Consider the following 20,603-nt stretch of genomic DNA (forward strand, 5'->3'; position numbering starts at 1 on the left):
GTGCGCGCCGTCCCGTCAGGGCCATCGCTGGAGAACTGTCATGCGTGTTCTGTCATCCGTCCTGCTGCTGGCGACCCTTTGCGTTGCCGGCACCGCTGCGGCCGAGGAGGCCCGGCTGGTCGAGTCGATCAATGCCTACCGTGGCGAGGTGCAGCGCTGCGGCAGCAAGGCCAGCGAGGAATTGCCGCCACTCACGGCCGATTCGCGGCTGAACCTGCCGGTCGGTGCCGCCGGTGACCTGCAGGATGCCTTGTCCCGTGCGGGCTATCCGATGGTCACGGTGCAGGCGATCACGCTGTCCGGGCCGCGGGATGCCCAGGCGGCGATGCAGGCGCTGCGCGAAAGCTTCTGCCGGGTGATCCTCGACCCTCAGTTCACCGATATCGGCGTCAGCCGCGAAGGTCGCGACTGGCGCATCGTGGTGGCGCGGCCGCTGCTCGATGGTCGCCTCGGCGACTGGCAGGCCGAAGGGCAGAAACTGCTGGAACAGATCAATACGGCGCGGGCATCGGCCCGGCGCTGCGGTACGCAGGATTTCGCCGCCACCGGGCCGCTGAGCTGGAACGAGACGCTCGGTAGCACGGCCGAAGCGCACAGCCGCGCGATGGCCAATCGCAATTTCTTCAGCCATCTGGGCGAGGACGGGCGTACCCCTGGCGATCGTGCTGAACTGGCCGGCTACACGGGCAGGCAGGTGGGCGAGAATATCGCCGCCGCGCTGCCGACCGCCCGCAAGGTGCTGGAGGGTTGGCTGGCCAGCCCAGGGCATTGCGCGAACCTGATGAACCCGCAGTTCACCGAGCTTGGTGCCGCTTATGCGGTCGATCCGCAGAGCGATGCGGCCATCTACTGGACGGCGATGTTCGGTGCGCCCTGATCGACGACGCTGGCGGCCGTTCCACCGCGGAGCGTTCGGCAGCGGCCCGCTGTCAGAGAGTCCTCGTTCCAGTAATCAGGTCTACCCTTGAGCGATATACCCCCAACCCATGACCTCCCGCCCGTGCTTGCCGGTCCGCTGCTGCGTCGGGTCGAGCCTGGCCGGATCGTGTTGTGGCTGGTCGCTTCGCGATCGCTGACGCTCTCGCTGCTGCTCGAAAGCCCGGCCGGGGGGCTGCAGTGCCACATAGCGCCGCAAGAACTGGATTGCCAGCGCCTGGCGATCGGCGAGCATGCAGTGCTGCACCTGATCCAGGCCGTGCCACCGGCGCCGTTGCCCAGCGACTGCCTGATCGCTTACGACCTGCTCATCCACACCGGCTCAACGCAGCAGGGCATCGCCGACTGGGCGCCGCATCTGCTCTACGGCGATGCGACAGCGCCGAGTTTCGTCATCAAGTCGCGGCTCGACCGCCTGCTGCACGGCTCCTGCCGCAAACCGCACCACGCCGCCGCGGATGGCCTGCTGTGCGTGGATGAGTTGCTGCACGATGCGTTGGACGATCCGGCGGCGCGCCCGGCCGTGCTGCTGATGACTGGCGATCAGGTCTATGCCGACGACGTCGCCGGACCGATGCTGGTAGCCATCCATGCGCTGGTGCGCCGTCTCGGCCTCTACGGCGAGCGTCTCGAAGGTGCCGTGGTGGATGACAGCGACGAGCTGATGGCGCATCCGGCGACCTACTACCACCGCGAGCAGCTGCTGCCGGCGTTCAAATCCAACGAGGCGCTGCGCGAGCGCTTCTTCGGTGGCGTCGACAAGCCGGTGTTCACCACTGCCAACGGGCAGAACCACCTCATCAGCCTGGCCGAAGTCATGGCGCTGTACCTGCTGGTCTGGTCGCCGACGCCCTGGTCGCTGATCGCGCCGGTCATGCCTGCGCTGGAGTCAGAGCACGCCGAGCGCTATCGATGCGAAGAGCGCTGCCTGCTTAAGTTCCGCGAGGGCCTGCCGCGGGTGGCGCGGGCGTTGGCGCACGTGCCGTCGCTGATGATCTTCGACGACCATGACATCACCGACGACTGGAACCTCTCGGCCCGCTGGGAGCAAACCGCCTATGAGCACCCGTTCTCGCGGCGCATCATCGGTAACGCGCTGATCGCCTACCTGCTGTGCCAGGCCTGGGGCAACCAGCCGGAGCGATTCGTCGCGCTGCTGGAACAGATGCAGCGCTTGTTGGCCAGTGTGCATGACGGCTGGCTCGATTGCGTCGAGCAGAACCGCTTCATCGACACCCTGCTGCATCTCGACGGCTGGGGCTATGAACTTCCGACCGAGCCGCCGCTGGTGGTGCTCGACACCCGCACCCGGCGCTGGCGCAGCGAGCGCAACCTCAGTCGACCGTCCGGCCTGATGGATTGGGAGGCGCTGAGCGAATTCCAGCAGAACATCCTCGACAAGCCGGCGGTGCTGATCGTGTCGCCGGCGCCGATGTTCGGCGTCAAGCTGATCGAGGCGGTGCAGCGGGTGTTCAGCTGGGCCGGCCAGCCGTTGCTGGTCGATGCGGAGAACTGGATGGCGCACCGCGGCGCGGCCCACGTGATGATGAACATCTTCCGCCATTCACGTACGCCCGGTAACTACGTGGTCCTCTCCGGCGACGTGCATTACTCGTTCGTCTACGAAGTGCATATTCGCGGTCGCGATACCGCACCTCAGCTGTGGCAGATCACCAGCAGCGGCGTGAAGAACGAGTTTCCGCGGCGCCTGCTGGACTGGTTCGATCGCCTCAACCGCTGGCTCTACGCGCCCTGGTCGCCACTGAACTGGCTGACCAAGCGCCGTCGGCTGGAAGTCGTGCCGCGCGTACCGGACCGCAGTCAGGCCGGCGAACGGCTATGGAACGGCTCGGGCATCGGCCTGTTGGTGCTGGACGAGCAGGGCAGGCCGCGCGAGATCCTCCAGCTGAACGCCGACGGCTCGGCGCCGGTGGCGTTCCTTCGCGAGCGCAACCGGCCGTAGAGCGATCTATAGAGGGTCGTGACGCCAGCGATCAGGCACCTCGCTCCAGTTCGCTGGCGGCCAATCGTTCGGTGCGCAGTTCGTCGAGGGCGTGGCGGGTGATCTGCACGGCGGCGCTGATCGATAGCAGCGCCATGATGCTGGCCACGATCAGGTCCGGCCAGCCCGCGCCGGTGCCGAACACACCCAGCGCCGCGAGCATCACGGCGATATTGCCCAGCGCATCGTTGCGGCTGCACAGCCAGACGCTGCGCATGTTGCTGTCGCCTTCACGGTAGGCATAGAGCATGAGCGCCACGGCGACGTTGGCCAGCAGCGCGATCGTGCCGACGATGCCCATGGTCGTGGCCTGCGGCACGCTGGCATCGATGAAGTTGTCGATCGCGACCACCAGGATGAACACGCCGAACAGACCCATGGTCAGCGCCTTGGCCAGCGACGCTCGCGCGCGCATCACCACGCCAAGGCCCAACACGAACAGGCTGACACCGTAGTTGGCCGCATCGCCGAAGAAATCCAGCGAATCGGCCAGCAGCGATACCGATCCCGAGCGCACGCCTGCGCCGATCTCGACAGCGAACATCGCCAGGTTGATCAGCAGCGCGATCCAGAGAACCCGCCGATAACGCCCGCGCACCGCTGCGCTGGCGCAACCACTGTTGCAGCAATTTCCTGCCATGAACGTCGCCTCGAAATGTCGATGGCGATACGCTAAACCCTGTAGCAGCTACAGGGTCAAGTCATGCCTCTAACCATCGGCAAGCTCAGTCAGGCCACCGCGGTGAACGTGGAAACCATCCGCTACTACGAGCGCATCGGGCTGCTCGCGGCGCCGGCGCGGACGTCGTCCGGCTACCGCACCTACAGTGAGCAGGACGCGGCCCGATTGCGCTTCATCAAGCGCGGGCGGGAGCTCGGGTTTTCCCTCGACGAAATCCGCACCCTGGTCGAGCTGGCCGACCAGCCGGGACATGCCTGCACCGACGTCGATCGCCTGGTACAGACGCATCTGGTGCAGGTACGTCAGCGCATCGCCGACCTGCAGCGGCTCGAAGCGGAGCTGCAGCGCCTGGCGGGCTGCAGCGAGTCGTCGGTCCGCGAGTGCCGGATCATCGAAGCGCTGTCGGCGGCCGATTGATGGATGAGTGTTGCCGGTTCTGGCGAACCTCTGGCGCGATCGGCGGCTCCAAGGGCTATGTACACGCCACCAGCAAAGGCCCATTGCCATGATCGACCCAGACGACCCGCTCAAGGACGGCCTGACGCCGCCGGACTATGACGAATACGGCGATGTTCCGGATTCGGGCGAGAACGATACCGAGCCGGATGACGACTCCGGCGAAGAAGCGAATCCGGGTCAAAGCCCGCTCGGATAATCCTCGGCCAGGCTGCTCGACGCATGGCACCCCGACTGGACAATTGGCGCTGCCCAGCCTAAAAAGGCGCGCTGCGCAGCAGCAGTGTTCAACGGAGGCAGCCCCATCGTGAGAAAGAAGAAGCCCGTCGACCCCGTCCGGCAAGCAGAAAAGAATCGCGCCCACCGGATCGGCTGGCTGATAGCCCTGGCGGGCATCCTGGTGGGCTTTGCCCTGGTGATGAGCAAGTAAGCGCTGTTCGCGTTTCTTGGAAGGACGGCGCTCCCTGTCGAATCACCCGCAGCCCCGCTACGGCGGGGCTGTTTCCATTGCCGCGTGCTGATGGGTAACCGCGCCGAGACGAGCAAGTCGTCTGCAACTTTTGTCTGATAAGCGTTCGCATATACGAATGGTTCCGCACGCTCCTATAATCCGCCACCTTTTTTCCGAGGCGGCCGGGCGTGGGCGTTTCCGAATCGTTCCAGCACTATGTTCTTGACCCCATCCTGCTGCAGTTCAGCAGCCTGTTCGACCTCAACGGTCGGCTGGGCCTGCTTTTCCTCGGGGTGTCCTATGCCGTTGCCTACTTGCTGTTCCGCTATCTGACGCTCTACAGCCTGATCGTGTTGCCATTTGTGGATACCGTCCGCAAGTTTTTGCCGGCGAGGGCGCCGACCGGCGCGGCGCAGCGCGGCAGGAGCTGAGCGCGGGACGGATTTGCTCGTACAATCGTGCGCCATCCGCGGCCGGGCAACGGAGCCCTGAGCCGATCTGCGCAACAAACGAGGGGAAAACCATGCCGACCTACGACTATCGCTGCGAAGCCAACGGTCAGGTTTATGAAGTCCGCCATCCCATGGCCCTGCGTCCGAAGACCTGGGGCGAGCTGCGCGCCGCCTGTGCGCTGGCCGAGGATGTGTCGATTCCAGACGATGCGCCGGTGACCCGGCTGATGACCGCCGCCGGGGTGGTGAACAGCCGAGTGCTGAAGAATCCGGAAGCCCCAGCCTGTGCGCGCGGCGGTTGTGCCGGTAATTGTCGCTGAGCCATCGCCGCGTTTGACCGCGAGCCGTTGGCGGCGAGTCGGGGCCGAGTCGACGGTCGCTAGTAGCGCATCTTCAGCTCAATCTGTGCGGGACCGTCGGCGGTCACCGCGAAGGCGCTGTCCTCGTAGGACGGTGGACCCATCACCTTTGGGTTGTTCGATAGTCCGTAGCCTTCGGTGGGGAACATGCCGAAGCGCAGGTCCAGCCGACCGTTGTCGTTCTCGTCGTGATAGGCCAGTACGGCGTAGCGGCCGGGCGGCACATCGTCGAATGTAACGGTCACGGTACCGGCTTCGGCCTTGGCCTTCCGTGCGGTGAAGGCCAGGTTGTCCTTGCGGAAGCTCTTGGCATCGGAATACACCGCCACGGCCACCTGGCCCCGATCATGCTGCAGCCCGTTGAGCGTGACCTGCAATTGCTGCGCATGTGCCGCAGGTGCGGCAAGGGCGAGGGCAATGCCCAGAGTCGAAAGTGTCTTCATGCTGTGCTCGTTCAATTCACGGTGGCTGAAGTCGCCGCCCTTCATGCAAGGGCCTGGCTGGCGGCGGCTGGCTCGATCGGCGGACATATTCCAGCAACAAGCGAAGCGTTGTCCACGCATGCGGCCCTGCTCAGGGTGAAAGACCTTCTATCACCTCGATAGGGAAGTTTCATGGTCGTCGCTACAGGGACGTTGTCGGCCTAGGTAACGCGTCTAAATCGGGGCTTTGCCGCACGTGCGTCGGCATCCGGCCGTACCGGAACAGGGTAAGCCGGCGTTCCGCTCGCATCCGCCCTTCGATCCCGGTGCTACGTTTTCCTGAGCGGTGCCTGGGCGCACCTGGACCATAACCAGCCGTGAGGAACAGAAGATGAACGCCGAGTCTGGAGAAAACAGTGCGAGTGGTGGTTGCCCCTTCGGTCATGGTGCCGGCACGCCACGCAAGCGCATCACCAACCGGGACTGGTGGCCCGAGGCGCTCAGCCTGACGTCGCTCAACCAGCATTCCCCACGCTCCAATCCTTACGGCGGCGATTTCGACTACGCCGCCGCCTTCAATTCGCTCGATCTCGACGCGGTGATCGCCGACCTGCACAAGGTGATGACCGATTCGCAGGACTGGTGGCCAGCCGATTTCGGCCACTATGGCGGCCTGTTCATCCGCATGGCCTGGCACAGCGCCGGGACCTACCGGATCACCGACGGCCGCGGCGGCGCCGGCGGCGGCCAGCAACGCTTCGCCCCGCTCAACAGCTGGCCGGACAATGCCTCGCTCGACAAGGCACGGCGCCTGCTCTGGCCGATCAAGCAGAAATACGGCCGCAAGCTGTCCTGGGCCGACCTGTTCGTGCTCACCGGCAACGTCGCGCTGGAATCCATGGGCTTCAAGACCTTTGGCTTCGGCGGCGGGCGTGCCGATACCTGGGAGCCGGAAGAGCTCTACTGGGGGCCGGAAGGCACCTGGCTAGGCGACGAGCGCTACAGCGGCGAACGCCAGCTACACCCCGGCCTTGGCGCCGTGCAGATGGGGCTGATCTACGTGAATCCGGAAGGCCCCAACGGCAACCCGGACCCGAAGGCCGCGGCCATCGACATCCGTGAAACCTTCGCGCGCATGGCCATGAACGATTACGAGACCGTGGCCCTGATCGCTGGCGGCCATACCTTCGGCAAGACTCATGGCGCCGGCGATCCCTCGCTGATGGGGCCGGAACCGGAAGGCGCGGTGATCGAGGACCAGGGCCTGGGCTGGCGCAGCCGCTTCAAGACCGGCATCGGCGCCGATGCGATCACCTCCGGCCTGGAAGTGATCTGGAGCCAGACCCCGACGCGCTGGTCCAACTACTTCTTCGAGAACCTGTTCAACTTCGAGTGGGAGCTGACCAAAAGCCCGGCCGGCGCGCACCAATGGGAAGCCAAGGACGCGCCGGAAATCATTCCGGACCCCTTCGACCCGAACAAGAAGCGCAAGCCAACCATGCTGACCACGGACCTGTCGCTGCGCTTCGATCCTGAGTACGAGAAGATCTCCCGGCACTTCCTGGAAAACCCGGACGAGTTCGCCGACGCCTTCGCCAAGGCCTGGTTCAAGCTGACCCACCGCGACATGGGCCCCATCGGCCGCTACCTCGGCCCGCTGGTGCCGAAGGAGCCGCTGATCTGGCAGGACCCGATTCCCGAGTGCGACCATCCGCTGATCGACGAGGGCGACATCGCCGCACTGAAGCAAAAGCTGTTGGGGATGGGCTTTTCCGTCTCCGACCTGGTGTCGGTGGCCTGGGCTTCGGCGTCGACCTACCGGGGTTCCGACAAGCGCGGCGGCGCCAACGGTGCACGCATCCGCTTCGCCCCGCAGAAGGACTGGGAAATCAACAACCCGCCACTGCTGGCCAAGGTGTTGGAGAAGCTCAGCGAGATCCAGAACGCGTTCAACGCTTCGGCCAGCGGTGGCAAGAAGGTCTCCATGGCGGACCTGATCGTGCTAGCCGGTTGTGCGGCGGTCGAGAAGGCGGCGAAGGACGGCGGCGTGGACGTCAGCGTGCCGTTCACGCCAGGTCGGATGGATGCCGAGGAGGAGTGGACCGACGCGCAGTCCTTCGAAGCGCTACGCCCGGCGGCCGATGGCTTCCGCAACTACTACCACGAGTCCAGCTTCATGGCGCCGGAGGAAGCGCTGGTGGACAAGGCGCACCTGCTGCGCCTGAGCGCACCGGAGATGACCGTGCTGGTTGGCGGCATGCGCGTGCTGGGCACCAACGCCGGTGGTAGCCAGGAAGGCGTGTTCACCCAGCGCGTCGGCGTGCTGTCCAACGACTTCTTCGTCAACCTGCTGGACATGAAGAACGAGTGGACCGCCACCGAGCACAAGAACCGCTTCCAGGGCCTGGACCGCAAGACTCGCCAGCCCACCTGGACGGCCACCCGCGTCGACCTCATGTTCGGCTCGCAGTCGGAACTGCGTGCCCAGGCCGAGGTGTACGGCATGGCCGATGGCAACGAGAAGTTCGTCCACGACTTCGTCAAGGCCTGGGACAAGGTGATGAACGCCGACCGGCTCGACATCGGCAAGCCGGCCGACAACTTCAGCCAGAAGCTCTCGGCGTAATAAGGGCGGCGGCGCCTCAGGCGCCGCCGCAGCGCCACATCGGTTTTCACGCCGCTGCATCCCGGCCGGCAGTTACCTGGTAAGGCGGCTATACCGCATTAGCGATCTGCTCGCGCAGCCATTGATGGGCCGGGTCGCGGTGGGCGCGCTCATGCCAGAGCATGGCCATTTCGTAGCCGGGAATCTCCAGCGGCGCCTCGACGACCTGCAGGGCGGCGCCCTCAACCAGCCTTTCGGGCAGCATGGCCACCAGGTCAGTGCTTTCCAGCACCGAGCGCAGGAACAGGAAATGCGGCACCGACAGCACCACGCGCCGTTGCAGGCCATGCGTGGCCAGGGCATCGTCGGTGGCACCGTGAAAGCCGCCGCCATCCGGCGAGACGATCACCTGATCCAGCGCGCAGAACTGCTCTAGCGTCGGCCGTCGCCGCAGGCGGGGATGCCCGGCACGGCCGGCCAGCACGTAGCGCTCGGTGAACAGAACACGGCGGCGCAGGTTGGACGGCGAACCATCGACGGTGTGCAAGGCGAGGTCGATATCACCCTGTTCTGCCTGGCGGGCGATGCGCGAAGGCTGCATCTCGACCACGGCTATGCGGGTGCTCGGTGCGGCGGACCGCAGGCCGGCCAGAGCGGGTAGCACAATCGCGGACTCGCCATAGTCGCTGGCTGCGATGCGCCAGACGTTCTGCGCGGCGCCAGGGTCGAACGGACTGGCTGGGGCGACGGCTTGCTCCAGCGCTTCCAGTGCCAGGCGCAGGGGCTCGCGCAATTCTTCTGCGCGTGCAGTCGGGCGCATGCCTCGCGGCCCAGGTATCAGCAGAGGATCGTCGAAAATGTCGCGCAGCTTGGCCAGGTGCACGCTCACCGAGGGCTGGGAAAAATTCAGGCGCTCTGCGGCGCGGGTGACATTGTGCTCGGCCAGCAACACGTCCAGGGTCACCAGCAGATTCAGATCGAGGCGTCTGAGATTATTCAAGGCAATACCTGAGATATGGCTTATTCATTTCAAACATACCTCGGCAAGCCACATTCTGCAGCCGTCCCGCTACGGAGGTTTCCCATGAATGTTCTGCTTGTTTATGCCCATCCCGAACCGCGCTCGTTGAATGGCGCACTGAAGGAATTCGCCGTCCAACGTCTGCAGGCGGCTGGCCATCAGGTCCAGGTTTCCGACCTGTATGGCATGGGCTGGAAGGCCGCGATCGACGCCGGCGACAACCTAGATCGCGACCCCGAAGCGCGTTTCGATGCTTCCGAGGATTCCCGACGCGCGTTCGCCAGTGGCCGGCAGAGTCCCGATATCGCGGCCGAGCAGGACAAGCTGCGCTGGGCGGATGCGCTGATCCTGCAATTCCCGCTCTGGTGGTTCTCGAGCCGGCGATTCTCAAGGGCTGGGTCGACCGGGTATATGCCTACGGGTTCGCCTACGGAGTTGGCGAACATTCGGACCGGCGCAGGGGCAACCGCTATGGTGAGGGCTCGATGACCGGCAAACGCGCCATGCTGATCGTGACTACCGGCGGCTGGGAATCACACTACAGCCTGCGGGGAATCAACGGGCCCATCGAGGACCTGCTGTTCCCCATCGATCACGGCATCCTGCATTACCCGGGCTTCGATGTGCTGCCACCGTTCCTCGTGCACCGCACCAGCCGTATCGACCAGGCTCGATTCGACACACTCCGCGACGAGCTGGGCAAACGCCTGGACGACCTCTGGCGCACTGAGCCCATCGCCTATCGCAAGCAGAACGGCGGAGACTACGATATTCCGGCGCTGACGCTCAGAGCCGAGGTGGCGCCAGGGCAGGTCGGCTTTGCCGCGCACGTCGAGCAGCCGTAACAGCCCCAGGGGCTATGGGCGTGTCCTGTCGTTAGGTCGTCAGAGTTCCTTGGCGAACCGTTCGACCGCGCTGACCACCTGCTTGGCGGCGTCCTGAATCTCGACGATCACCGCACCGGCCTGGTTGGCCAGCCCCAGGCCCTGCACCGCCTGTTCGCGGCTGGCGAACATGTTGCGCACCGCCTCGTCGGCCAGCGCCTGGTTCTGTTGCACCACATTGACGATCTCGTCGGTAGCGGTGCTCGTGCGCGCGGCCAGCTGCCGAACCTCGTCGGCCACCACCGCGAAACCGCGACCCTGGTCGCCAGCCCTGGCCGCCTCGATGGCCGCGTTCAAGGCCAGCAGGTTGGTCTGTGCGGCAATGCCGCCAATGGTCTGGACGATGGAGCTGATCAGCAGCGACTGCTTGCCGAGCGCCTCGATGCCATCGGTGGCGGACTGCACCTGGTCGGTGATCTTCTGCATGGTCACCAGGGTGTCCTTCACCACACTGGCGCCGCGCTCGGCACTGACGTCGGTCTGCAGCGAGATGTCGTAGGCGACGCCCGCGGCTTGTCGCACCTCGGCTTCACGCATGACCTGATCGGTCACCACATTGGCGAACTTGACCACCTTGTAGAGGTTGCCTTCGGTGTCGTGCACCGGGTTGTAAGTTGCCTCCAGCCAGACCTCACGGCCATTGCGGTCGACACGCCTGAAACGGTCGGCGATGTACTCGCCGCGATTGAGCTTCTGCCAGAACGCCTTGTAATCGGCCGAAGCGGCATCTTCCGGCGTGCAGAACAAGCTGTGGTGCTTGCCTTTGAGCTCCGCGAGCGAATAACCCATGGTCTGGAGAAACTGCTCGTTGGCCGTGACCACCGTTCCGTCCAGATTGAACTGGATCACCGCGGTCGAGCGCAGCAGGGCGCTGATGAATGCCTCGTTCTCCTTCGCCCGGTATACGGCCTTGCTGATGTCGCTGCCGAAGCCCTGAATATGCGAAAGCTTTCCGTCGGCGGATGCGATGGGATACCAGTGGATCTTCAGCCAGGCGAGGCTGCCATCGGCTCGCAGGTAGCGATAGTCATCGCTGATCGGCTCGAGCTTGGCCACGGCGGCGCGAAAGTTGTGAAAGCAGGGCAGGTTCTTCACATAGGGCGGAACGATCTCGGCCAGAGGTCGGCCCTGGAGTTGCCCGTGCGAGTAACCCAAGGTACGGGCGAATAGATCATTGAACGCGCAGATCCTGGAATCTGCATCCAGCGTGAGCGAGAGCATGTCACTGTTCATCTTGCCCATGAGCTGGCGCAGGATCGCCAGCTCGGCGTCCTTGGCTTCCAAATCCTTTTTCAAGCGGCTACTAAACATGCAGGGCATCCAATCGATCTAGTTGTGCTTCCGATATCGGCGAAGCGTGCGGGCGCTTGAGCGACTTCCGTGTCGCGTCAGCGAAAGCCGTGGAACCAACGAAGGGTCATGACGTGCGGTGCGTGCCGAAGCGGAAAAATGAACGGGCGCGATTACCACGCGTTTGTCTTCGCCCACATGGGATGCGAGCTGTCATCGTCCTCAGAGCTGATCGCCAACTGCCTTCTTGTCGATCACCGACCACACATTGCGGATCTTTCCCTCGAGGAACTCGTAGAAGACGTTTTCGGTAAAGACGACTCGCCTGCCATTCACCGCAAAGCCAAACAGCTCGCCTGTGGGGGTGCAATCGAACCGCAGCTGTGCCGCCACATGGGGCGGTTCGACGATGAGCAGCCCGATATTGAACTGCAGGTCGGGGATCGCCCGAACGTCGGCCTCCAGCATCTGGCGATAGCCGTCCAGCCCGACGAACTGGCCGTTGTAGTGCACCTCGTCATCGACGAAGCGCTCCAGCTCCGCCCAGCGCCTGCCGTTCAGACAGGCGATGTAGCCCCGGTAGCAATCAGCGATCTCCTCTCCAGTCATGATCGTTCCCCGCAAAGAAAGCCCGACAGTCAGGCTAGCGATTGGCTCGATATGCGCCAGTCGCATCTACCGGCCGCGCTCGCTGTGGTTATCCGATTACCTGGTCAGTCGAGCACCACGGCGTGGCCCGCCAGCGGATTGATGTCGCCTTTGATCAGGGATTCGGCCAGCGCCTGTGCCGCTTCGAGGCCGGCGTGTTCGTTCACCTGCATCCAGGACTGCTGCGCATCGCTAACCTGAGCGATAAAGGCCAGCTGCGCCTCGTTGAAGCGGCGGGTTACCTCGGCGGGACCCCAGTCGGCGTTGCGTTTCTTGATCTGATAGGGCGCGAAGTAGGGCTGTGGCTGCGGACCGGCCAGCGTTGCGTCCGTCTTTCTGTATTCGTGGTTCTGGGCTGACCCGGCGAAGCAGTCGTATACCAGCGCATCCTTGAAATGGCTGTGGATTTGCCGGCGTAGATCGGCGCTGCCGGAGAAGTCGATGTAGAGCGTGGGCACGCTCGGGTCCAGCGAAGCCAGCTGGTCGTAGCCCAATGCCTGTCGGTAGCAACCCAGGCCTTGCACGAAGTCCGTATTGCCGGCGGACGTCAGCCCGATCAGCTGCACCGCCGGGTTGTCCTGCACGCAGAACGCCGTGCCGTACGCGGTCTTGCTCGAGGCGCTCGACATCAGGATCTGGCGCGCGCCGAAGAAGGCGTTGTCGTCGAGGAAATCGGCCAGCATGAACGAGGTGATGAACAGTGGTCGCAGCAGCATCTGGTAGTTTTCGCTCTCTGCGCGATAGGCGGCGTCGCTGTTGATGCGCTGGTACTGGTTGTAGGCCGAGGTGAGTTCGAGTCGGTGCTCGGCGCCGTCGTAGAAACCGCGCTCGGAGACGCGCACCGGCTGCATGACAACATGGCTGGCGATCGGCCAGAAGCCGTAGAAGCGTTCACCCTTCGCCAGGCCATCGACCGTACTCTCCACGACTTCGGCGAAGCCCCACGCCGGCATGTGGAACCACTCGCCATCGCCGGTGGGGTAGAAGTCCCAATAGCGCAGGTGAGGCGTCTCGCCGAATGCGGCGTAGGTGACATTGTTCGTGGTCAGTGCCAGCCGGCTGATACGCAGCAGGGCTTCGCCGGGTTGCAGCTCCGGCATTGCCTGGGTCTGAATGCGGGTCTGCTGCATGTCTTTCTTGTTGTTCTGCAACTGGCGGATGACGCTCATCGATGGCACCTTGGGTTCGCAAATGGACGGCTTCGACTCTATCCCTTTCGTTTCACCGCCGGGTTCGGATTTCATGAGCACACGATTGCCGAGCGCCAAGCCGCTCAAACGGCCGACACAGCAGCGCGCCAAGGCCACCGTTCAGGCGATTTTCGACACCTATGTTCGGATATGGCAGCGCGACGGCTGGTCTCGATTGACGACCCGTGCGGTTGCCCTCGAAGCCGGCGTGGCCATCGGCACCCTGTACGACTACTTTCCCAACAAGCACGCGCTGCACTCGGGCTACGTGCGCTATTGCGTTGAGCAGCTGCTCGAGGCCATCGACGCGCAAGCGGTAGCGCCAACCGCGCTTGCCTGGCCCGAGCGCATCCGGCGACTGGTACGCACCCTTGCCGGGGTCGAGTCACGGCTGCCCTGGTTCCACCCGGATATGCTCGAACTGGAAACGCTGGTGGCCGAGCCCAAGCATCAGCGTCGGGCCTACGAGGATCTTTTGGGCGCCTGGCATCGCGTCATTGATGCGGCGACCGATCTTCCGGTACGCCCGACCGCGGCCACGCTGGAAGCGCTGCATCTTTCGGTCTGGGGCGGCCGCCGCTACGCCATGCTGGTGCAGCTCGAAGCGGATCGCATGCAGGCCTGGGCCGCCAGCATGGAGCACTTGTGCCTGCATACGCTCATGGCCTCGAACGAGCCGGCTTGACCTCGATTGTCCAAGGCGGGCGCTGGCGATGGTGGGTGGGCGGAAAATTCAAGCATTGCGTCGAATTCGTTGTTCTTCGTTCGACTATCAAGGCCATCAAGGCAGATTCGCCACCAGAGGAGAACAGCCATGCCCAGCACCATCCGCCTCCACCGCGTCCTGCGAGCGACGCCTGAGCGCGTCTATCGCGCCTTTCTGGACCCAGACGCCAAGGCCAAATGGCTACCGCCGAACGGCTTCACCGGCAAGGTGCACGAGAGCGACGCGCGGGTAGGCGGCCGCTACAGAATGTCCTTCACGAATTTCTCCACGGGTACCAGCCACAGCTTCGCCGGGCAATTCCTGGAGCTGCTGGAAAACCAGCGAATCCGTTACGAAGACACATTCGACGATCCGGGCTTGCCGGGCACGATGGAGGTGACGGTGACGCTCACCCGGGTATCCTGCGGCACCGAACTTAACATCACCCAGGCAGGCATTCCGGACGCGATTCCGGCCGAGGCCTGCTACCTCGGCTGGCAGGAGTCGCTGACGCTTCTGGCGAAGCTGGTCGAAGTGGAGATTCCGGACGAGTGACCGAGCGCCATCCGGTCCTATGGTGGTGGAGCGTCAGGGCACCCCGAGGGGGACCAAGCGATCCGCCACCGGACGGTGAATGTCCCGCATTGCGCCTGGCCGCTACACAGAGGTGTGGTTGAGATATGATGCGCGCCCGCTGAAGCCCCCCTCACACATCAGGTCATCATGCCCGGCGATGCTCTCTATACCGACTTGTCGGGTTACTACGACCTCATGTGCGCGGACATCGACTACAGGGCTCAAAGCCACTGTGTCCAGCGATTGCAGCAGCTGTTCGGCAACGGCGGGACTAGGCATCTGGACCTGGCCTGCGGCACTGGTCCGCACGTCCGCCATTTCATAGATGCCGGCTATACCAGCGGCGGGCTCGACATCAATCAGCCGATGCTGGACAGAGCCGCCGCGCGCTGCCCGGAAGCGCAATTTTCCCTGCAGGACATGTGTGGCTTTGCGGTCAAGCAGCCGGCCGATCTGATCACCTGCTTTCTTTACTCCATCCACTACAGCGCCGGGCTGGCCAGGCTCGCGGCGTGCATCGCCAGCGCGCATGCCGCGTTGGCCCCGGGCGGGCTGTTCTGCTTCAACGCCGTGGACAAGCGCCGGATCGACAACGCGTCATTCGTCTCGCACACGGCCCGGCATGCGGACGGCCTGTTCACCTTCAGCTCGGGTTGGCACTACTCGGGTGAAGGGGAGCAGCAACTGCTGAAGTTGCGCATCGGCAGAACCGCGGCGGATCAAAGCCAGGTATGGATCGACGAACACAGGATGGTGGCGGTGAGTTTTGCCGAGTTGCGCGCGCTGCTGGAGCAGTACTTCGAGGTGCATGTGCTCGAGCACGACTACGAAAAGATCGTGCCCTGGGACCAGGCATCCGGGAACGCGCTATTCGTCTGCGTGAAGCGCTGATCAGCAGATCGCGCCCGCGGCGAGTTTGGCGGGGCAGTCAATGCAGGCGCTTGGCCGAGGTGTGGGCATCGATCAGATGACTGGCCTGCTGTGCCAACTGATCGAGCAGCCGGTCGCGCTGTTTCTCCGCCTCGCTCATCGCCTTGCGGCCGTTCTGCTGCACCAGGTAGCTGTAGATCTGCCGGACTTCCTTGGACTGGAAGATCGGCTCCAGATCCTGCACCGCCACCGCACCGTTCGAAGCCTCGTTTCGCGTATTCATCACTACCTGCGGGCCGCGCGCCGCCAGTGGCTGAAAGCCGAGCTTCTGGAAATAGGGCACCTTGCTCGCTACGCAGGCCACTTCGGCATGGGGATAGCGCGCCACCATCGCGTCGACCATGGCCCGACCGATGCCTTGGCGGCGATGGTCGGCATCAACTGCCAGATAAACCAGCGCACAGGCGCCGGGTTCATCCAGATAGGGCAGGTACAGCGCGAAACCGAGCAGGACTGCCGGATCGTCCGCATCCAGCGCCATGATCAGTTCAGGCTTGCCGGCTTGCGCACCGTCCATGCTGTCCAGGTAGCGGTGCACCTCGAAACCCACCACGTACTGATACAGCTGATACAGCGGGTTGCTGGGCTGCAGCGAGACCGGGCTGATGTCGCCGAGATAATCCACCACCATCTGTAGCACCTGGCTTTTCAGCGATTCCGGCGGCGGGGTGTCGAGGTGGGTGAGGGTGAACATGGCGGTGCTCCGGGGCGGTACGAAAAATGGCGCATTGTACCGGGCGGTATGCGACTGGCCAGGTGAAGCCGCAGGGCGATCGATGCTACGAACGATGCAGTCTGCCGCTACGGGGCAGCCGTATCTGGCTTTCTCTTCCTCGGCTTGCGCAGTGCGGGCACCGGCAAGTGCTGCGCCGTCTCGATCACCAGGCGGCGCAGCACGTCGGCATCGTCCAATAGCTCGTCGGCCACCGGATACAGCTTTGCGCCAGGGTAGGGCGGCCGCTGCGGCAACTGCGGCGCAAGCGCTGCGGACGCCGGGGTGGGTTTGATGAACAGGCTGTTGTCGCAGACCAGCGCGACGACCTTTTCATCCAGGTAGACGGCGTACTCGCCGAACATCTTCCGGTAACTCAGCCTGCCGCCAAGGTCGATCTGTTCGGCCACGTATTGCATGAAGCTGTTATCGGTCGCCATGCGTGCTCCACTGTCTTCACCCGTGTCGGCCGTAGAGCGTAGCGTGGAAAACGGAATGCTTTCCACGCATGGCCCGCTACACCGTAGCGCACTCCGCCTGCCGGTGAGCGTCAGGCAAGGGTGCCTCGACCGTTGCCTGGAGCGTGCTGACCAGCGCATCGACCTGACGCAGCGCCTCGGCTACCGAACTGGCCAGCAGCTCGCCACCGATTTCCTGCCCTTCGATGGCGATCTGATGGATGCGGGTGATGCCGATGAAACCCAGCGCGGTCGCCAGGTTCGGCTCCAGATGGTTCATGTGCGCCATCGCGCCGCCGGGGCCGAAGCCTACGCCGCCCCGGGCGGTAAGGATGATCGCGTGCCGCTCCCGCTCCGCCAGCATGGGCACGTAGGGATCGAGCGGGTTGCTCTCGTCCATGCCGACCGTGCGGTTCAGCCGTACCACCTGATCGATCCAGGCCTTGAGCGCCGCCGGCATGCCGAAGTTGTAGAGCGGCGTGCCGATGACCAGCACATCGGCGGCCAACAGTTCGTCGACCAGCCTGTCGCTTTCGGCCAGGGTATCCTTCATCCAGGGTTGCTGACGCTCCTCTGGCGTGAAGGCCGAGGCGATCCAGTCATGGCTGACGAAGGAGGGCGGGTTCTGGCCGATGTCCCGGTAGGTCACGCCATCCTGCGGGCGACGGGCCAGCCATTGGCTGACGAAGCGTTGGCTGAGGTTGCGGCTATGGGAGCCATGCTCGTCCTTGCCGGCGAGGCCGGGGCGGGCGCTGGCATCGAGGTGCAGAAGGTGCGTCATGGCGAATCTCCTCTGTAAAAGAATTCATCTGTCATTCGCGGCAGAGTCAGCCTAGGGTTAGGCTCTACAGGCGACAAACGACGATTTCTTCCAGATACAGATGAGGAAAACTCAGCCATGGCGCACCGTTGGTTACCCTCGCTATCCGCCTTGCGCGCCTTCGAAGCTGCCGCCCGCCACGAAAGTGCCAAGCAGGCTGCGGAAGAGCTATCCGTCACCGCCACGGCGATCAGCCACCAGATTCGTTCGCTGGAGGATTCGCTCGGCGTCGCGCTGTTTCTGCGCAAACCGCGCAAGCTGGAGCTGACCGACCCGGGACGAGAGCTGCAGCAGACGCTGGAAGCCGCGTTCGACAGCATCAGCGCCACGGTCGAACGCCTGAGCGCGAAGCCTTGCCGCCAGGCGATCACCCTCAGCACCACACCGGCCATCGCGGTGCGCTGGCTGGTGCCCTGGGTCTGCCTGTTGCGTGACTCGCATCCGGATATCGATCTGCGCTTTCACACCTCCCATGAACCGGTGGCGCTGGATGGCGTCACGGCGGATATCGCCATCCGCTACGGCGACGGCCGCTGGCCCGGGCTGGTGGCGGAGAAGCTGTTCGACAACACCTTCGTCCCGGTCTGCAGTCCGCACCTCGGCTTGCGGGATATCGCCGAGCTGCCCAAACACCCGTTGATTCACTTCCAGGCCCAGCGCGCCGCCTCGGCCCCAATCCATTGGGCATCGTGGCAGAAGCTCGCCAACGTGCCGGGGCTGGACGTCAGCGCCGGGCTGGTCTTCTCCGATGAGACCCACGCCATCTCCGCCGCCATCGGCGCGCAGGGCGTGGCGTTGATGAGCCGTCAGTTGATCGAGGACGAACTGAGGGACGGGCGGCTGGTGCAACCGTTCGGGCCGGAGATGGAGGGCAAGCCGTTTCATCTCGTATATCCCGAGAGCCGTCGGGATGACCCGACAGTTCGGGCGGTGAGGGAGTGGGTGATGAAGGTGCCGGGTGGGTTGTGTGAGGTGGTGGGGTGATGTCTCTAAAACGTCTAGCAATCGCAGCTGCTTCGGTCGGCCTCGCGATGGCTGCACCGGTGTCGCGAATTGATAGATGGCTAAATGATGGCAATGTTTCCGTCATGCCCTATAGTGCGCGCTCACTAACAGCGGACCACAAGGACGCGGCATGGAAGAGCTGGCGAAACGTTGCCTTAAGCATTACCAGAGTTTGAATGCCAACAAGCAGCAGCAGATTAAAGAAGGGATGCATGACTACAGCCTGATTACATCAATGTTGAAGCCGTCAAACGAAGTGACGCTTCATTCACGCTTCCTCTGCTCCATGCTTAATCCGAAGGGCGCGCATTATCAGGGCAATGTATTTCTCAAACTTTTCCTCAAAGAGTTACCGGCCGGACTCCGAAACTTCATTGATCCCGATCGCGCCACGATCATTAGAGAAAAGGACAGTATTGACATCTTGGTACATGACGGTGAGCACGCGCTTGTCATCGAGAATAAGGTCTACGCAACAGATCAGCGCTACCAGATCAGTCGCTATATAGGTTGCGTGCAGAGAAAGTTATTTGGCGGTGAGCCGGATGTATCCAAACGGATAGCGGTGATTTACCTGAGCGCCAAACGTACCAATCCGAGCAAGAAGTCCGAGAGCCTGGCGGGGTTTGCACTCATTGGAAATATACTGCGCTGGAAGGGTTTCGCTGGCTGCAAGCCTCATCCTGATCTTCCAGATATTCAGGACGACCTGAGCGTAGAAATACCTTTCCATCATGTTCCGTATTTCCCATCGCTGGTTCGGTGGGCTGAGAACTGCGCTGAAAAGGCGCCGGCTGGCGGCATACGAAACGCTTTTGACGAATACCTCCTCGTTTTAAAACGGTTGGAGAAACCCAAGGCTTGGAGAAAAGTCATGACTCTTGATAGCTACGCCATGAGCCTGCCGGACATGGATCAGCGTGAGATGTACGCATTTATGGTCGAGTCGCAGACGGCTCTGGATCGCTTTATTGCGGCGAGGTTGTTTGAAGGCCTTAAGGCGCTGTTCGGCGAAGTGGCGCTCTTGGAGCGCGGCCCGTTCAAAACGCTTGATGAAGACAGCCTATACAACTGGCTAACCAAGAAAGGCAAGGACAAGGATTGGGAGCGTGTGGGTGCCATCTTTGACGCTCCCATACAGCCGGTCGCGCTAGTTTTCGCCAGTGAGTTTGCCTATATGGGCGCTATGTGCGAGAGGCCGTTGTGGGACAAAGAATGTAGGGATGCCAATTTGATCCACGGGGGAGGCGTTAGGAGTCTTCTTCGTACGCAGCTGGACGGCGTGTATCGGTTTCTGCATTACATTCGTAAGCGAGCACTTCAGTGTGGGATTCAGGTGGCTTCGCTTGAGAGTGAATTGTAGAGCTAGAAATGGACGAGTTGCTTGGCGCATTGGTTCCGCCCTGCTGGGCGGGTTCCTTTTGGCAGTCGCCCCAAAAGGAACCAAAAGGTCTTGCCCCTGCATGCGGCCCTGCGCTTCGCTCCGGGTGCGTTCGCTCCATCGCCATTCCAGGGGCACGCCGCGAAGGGCCATCCCTGGCCCATCGCGGCTCTCGCGGCATCCATGCCGCTCAACCCCTTCCACGGCGATTCCGCTCACCCTCCTGAAGGGGCGGTTGGTGTCGCTTGATACCCTGCAAAAAAACCAAACAAGTGACGCTCGAACCTCCGGGCGACTCGGACTCCGATCCCTGTCAGGAGGCCGAGTGGAGGTGTTGCGTAGGGGGACGAGCCGCATGGATGCGGCGAGAGGCTTAAAGGGCCAAGGATGGCCCTTGTAAGCCGGCCCCCGGAGCAGCGCCGGAGCGAGGGAAGTCTGGCCGCAGGCCAGACCCGGATGCCGGGGTGGCCTTCTCTTTGGTTACTTTCTCTTGGCCAGACAAGAGAAAGTGACTCGCCGTGCAAGGCGAAACCTGTCGGTGGGGCCAAGGAAAGCGTGGCGGGGAACGCGGAACGGCGAGCCGGCAGCAGAAAATAATCTGTCCTCTTTTTATGCCC

At 63.4% G+C, this 20,603-nt stretch carries 22 protein-coding genes and 2 pseudogenes; 14 read left to right on the forward strand and 10 right to left on the reverse strand.

What is annotated here, in order from left to right:
• The first annotated feature begins 40 nt into the window (after positions 1-40).
• Positions 41-877: a CAP domain-containing protein gene (locus HZR81_RS14655; protein WP_500128552.1), complete on the forward strand. Its 837-nt coding sequence runs from the start codon at positions 41-43 to the stop codon at positions 875-877.
• Positions 878-1,000: 123 nt separating this feature from the next.
• On the forward strand, positions 1,001-2,899 hold the full coding sequence (locus HZR81_RS14660) for a metallophosphoesterase family protein (RefSeq protein WP_500128565.1): 1,899 nt from the start codon (positions 1,001-1,003) through the stop codon (positions 2,897-2,899).
• A 31-nt stretch (positions 2,900-2,930) separates the two neighbouring features.
• Here the strand turns inward: HZR81_RS14660 and HZR81_RS14665 are convergent, their stop codons facing one another.
• Complete coding sequence (locus HZR81_RS14665; protein WP_500128553.1) at positions 2,931-3,578, reverse strand: cation efflux transmembrane domain-containing protein; 648 nt, start codon at positions 3,576-3,578, stop codon at positions 2,931-2,933.
• Between the two features lie 63 nt (positions 3,579-3,641).
• On the opposite strand from HZR81_RS14665, the gene HZR81_RS14670 reads away from it, so the two are divergent.
• The 5 genes from HZR81_RS14670 (at position 3,642) to HZR81_RS14690 (ending at position 5,299) form a co-directional block, all read left to right on the forward strand.
• Complete coding sequence (locus HZR81_RS14670; RefSeq protein ID WP_102840899.1) at positions 3,642-4,037, forward strand: MerR family transcriptional regulator; 396 nt, start codon at positions 3,642-3,644, stop codon at positions 4,035-4,037.
• Between the two features lie 88 nt (positions 4,038-4,125).
• Positions 4,126-4,275, forward strand: a complete 150-nt coding sequence (locus HZR81_RS14675) for a hypothetical protein (RefSeq protein ID WP_172974163.1) — start codon at positions 4,126-4,128, stop codon at positions 4,273-4,275.
• A gap of 108 nt (positions 4,276-4,383) precedes the next feature.
• Entirely contained in the window at positions 4,384-4,506 is a 123-nt protein-coding gene (locus HZR81_RS14680) for a cytochrome c biogenesis protein ResB (protein WP_218276905.1), read from the forward strand.
• Positions 4,507-4,715: 209 nt separating this feature from the next.
• Positions 4,716-4,958 (forward strand): hypothetical protein, encoded by a 243-nt coding sequence (locus tag HZR81_RS14685; RefSeq protein ID WP_500128554.1) that lies wholly within the window; start codon positions 4,716-4,718, stop codon positions 4,956-4,958.
• 92 nt (positions 4,959-5,050) lie between these two features.
• Entirely contained in the window at positions 5,051-5,299 is a 249-nt protein-coding gene (locus tag HZR81_RS14690) for an FmdB family zinc ribbon protein (RefSeq protein ID WP_063543918.1), read from the forward strand.
• 59 nt (positions 5,300-5,358) lie between these two features.
• Here HZR81_RS14690 and HZR81_RS14695 read toward each other — a convergent pair whose 3' ends face one another.
• Positions 5,359-5,781 (reverse strand): DUF2141 domain-containing protein, encoded by a 423-nt coding sequence (locus HZR81_RS14695; RefSeq protein WP_500128555.1) that lies wholly within the window; start codon positions 5,779-5,781, stop codon positions 5,359-5,361.
• Between the two features lie 370 nt (positions 5,782-6,151).
• On the opposite strand from HZR81_RS14695, the gene katG reads away from it, so the two are divergent.
• Positions 6,152-8,386 carry a catalase/peroxidase HPI gene (katG, locus tag HZR81_RS14700; RefSeq protein ID WP_500128556.1) on the forward strand — a complete coding sequence of 745 codons (2,235 nt, stop codon included), beginning with the start codon at positions 6,152-6,154 and terminating at the stop codon, positions 8,384-8,386.
• A gap of 88 nt (positions 8,387-8,474) precedes the next feature.
• Here katG and HZR81_RS14705 read toward each other — a convergent pair whose 3' ends face one another.
• Positions 8,475-9,365: a LysR family transcriptional regulator gene (locus HZR81_RS14705; protein WP_500128557.1), complete on the reverse strand. Its 891-nt coding sequence runs from the start codon at positions 9,363-9,365 to the stop codon at positions 8,475-8,477.
• Positions 9,366-9,449: 84 nt separating this feature from the next.
• Here HZR81_RS14705 and HZR81_RS14710 point away from each other — a divergent pair.
• A pseudogene (locus tag HZR81_RS14710) lies at positions 9,450-10,231 on the forward strand (NAD(P)H-dependent oxidoreductase).
• A gap of 39 nt (positions 10,232-10,270) precedes the next feature.
• Here HZR81_RS14710 and HZR81_RS14715 read toward each other — a convergent pair.
• From HZR81_RS14715 to HZR81_RS14730, 4 genes and pseudogenes are all read right to left on the reverse strand, one after another.
• On the reverse strand, positions 10,271-10,807 hold the full coding sequence (locus tag HZR81_RS14715; protein ID WP_500128566.1) for a methyl-accepting chemotaxis protein: 537 nt from the start codon (positions 10,805-10,807) through the stop codon (positions 10,271-10,273).
• Positions 10,805-11,590, reverse strand: a pseudogene (locus tag HZR81_RS14720) (PAS domain-containing protein); the annotation flags it as partial. The pseudogene HZR81_RS14720 and the gene HZR81_RS14715, both read right to left, overlap by 3 nt.
• Before the next feature lie 192 nt (positions 11,591-11,782).
• On the reverse strand, positions 11,783-12,169 hold the full coding sequence (locus HZR81_RS14725) for an ester cyclase (RefSeq protein WP_500128567.1): 387 nt from the start codon (positions 12,167-12,169) through the stop codon (positions 11,783-11,785).
• Between the two features lie 104 nt (positions 12,170-12,273).
• Complete coding sequence (locus HZR81_RS14730; protein ID WP_500128558.1) at positions 12,274-13,377, reverse strand: DUF2855 family protein; 1,104 nt, start codon at positions 13,375-13,377, stop codon at positions 12,274-12,276.
• 73 nt (positions 13,378-13,450) lie between these two features.
• Here HZR81_RS14730 and HZR81_RS14735 point away from each other — a divergent pair, with 73 nt between their 5' ends.
• From HZR81_RS14735 to HZR81_RS14745, 3 genes are all read left to right on the forward strand, one after another.
• A complete protein-coding gene (locus HZR81_RS14735) occupies positions 13,451-14,083 on the forward strand; it encodes a TetR/AcrR family transcriptional regulator (RefSeq protein WP_500128559.1) in 633 nt (210 codons plus the stop codon).
• 129 nt (positions 14,084-14,212) lie between these two features.
• Positions 14,213-14,659: an SRPBCC family protein gene (locus HZR81_RS14740; protein ID WP_312943735.1), complete on the forward strand. Its 447-nt coding sequence runs from the start codon at positions 14,213-14,215 to the stop codon at positions 14,657-14,659.
• Positions 14,660-14,827: 168 nt separating this feature from the next.
• The gene (locus HZR81_RS14745) at positions 14,828-15,571 is read left to right on the forward strand and encodes a class I SAM-dependent DNA methyltransferase (protein WP_500128560.1); all 744 of its coding nucleotides are present in this window, start codon (positions 14,828-14,830) and stop codon (positions 15,569-15,571) included.
• A gap of 37 nt (positions 15,572-15,608) precedes the next feature.
• Here the strand turns inward: HZR81_RS14745 and HZR81_RS14750 are convergent, their stop codons facing one another.
• The 3 genes from HZR81_RS14750 to HZR81_RS14760 all read right to left on the reverse strand — a co-directional run bounded on the left by HZR81_RS14750 (position 15,609) and on the right by HZR81_RS14760 (position 17,561).
• Positions 15,609-16,304: a GNAT family N-acetyltransferase gene (locus tag HZR81_RS14750; RefSeq protein WP_500128561.1), complete on the reverse strand. Its 696-nt coding sequence runs from the start codon at positions 16,302-16,304 to the stop codon at positions 15,609-15,611.
• Between the two features lie 107 nt (positions 16,305-16,411).
• Complete coding sequence (locus HZR81_RS14755) at positions 16,412-16,762, reverse strand: TfoX/Sxy family protein (protein ID WP_125862438.1); 351 nt, start codon at positions 16,760-16,762, stop codon at positions 16,412-16,414.
• A 76-nt stretch (positions 16,763-16,838) separates the two neighbouring features.
• Positions 16,839-17,561: an FMN-dependent NADH-azoreductase gene (locus HZR81_RS14760; protein ID WP_500128562.1), complete on the reverse strand. Its 723-nt coding sequence runs from the start codon at positions 17,559-17,561 to the stop codon at positions 16,839-16,841.
• 117 nt (positions 17,562-17,678) lie between these two features.
• On the opposite strand from HZR81_RS14760, the gene HZR81_RS14765 reads away from it, so the two are divergent.
• Entirely contained in the window at positions 17,679-18,584 is a 906-nt protein-coding gene (locus HZR81_RS14765; protein WP_500128563.1) for a LysR substrate-binding domain-containing protein, read from the forward strand.
• Between the two features lie 151 nt (positions 18,585-18,735).
• The gene (locus HZR81_RS14770) at positions 18,736-19,968 is read left to right on the forward strand and encodes a PDDEXK-like family protein (RefSeq protein ID WP_500128564.1); all 1,233 of its coding nucleotides are present in this window, start codon (positions 18,736-18,738) and stop codon (positions 19,966-19,968) included.
• Positions 19,969-20,603 lie beyond the last annotated feature (635 nt).

The organism is Pseudomonas sp. LM13, assembly GCF_041381355.1.
Lineage (GTDB): Bacteria > Pseudomonadota > Gammaproteobacteria > Pseudomonadales > Pseudomonadaceae > Stutzerimonas > Stutzerimonas frequens.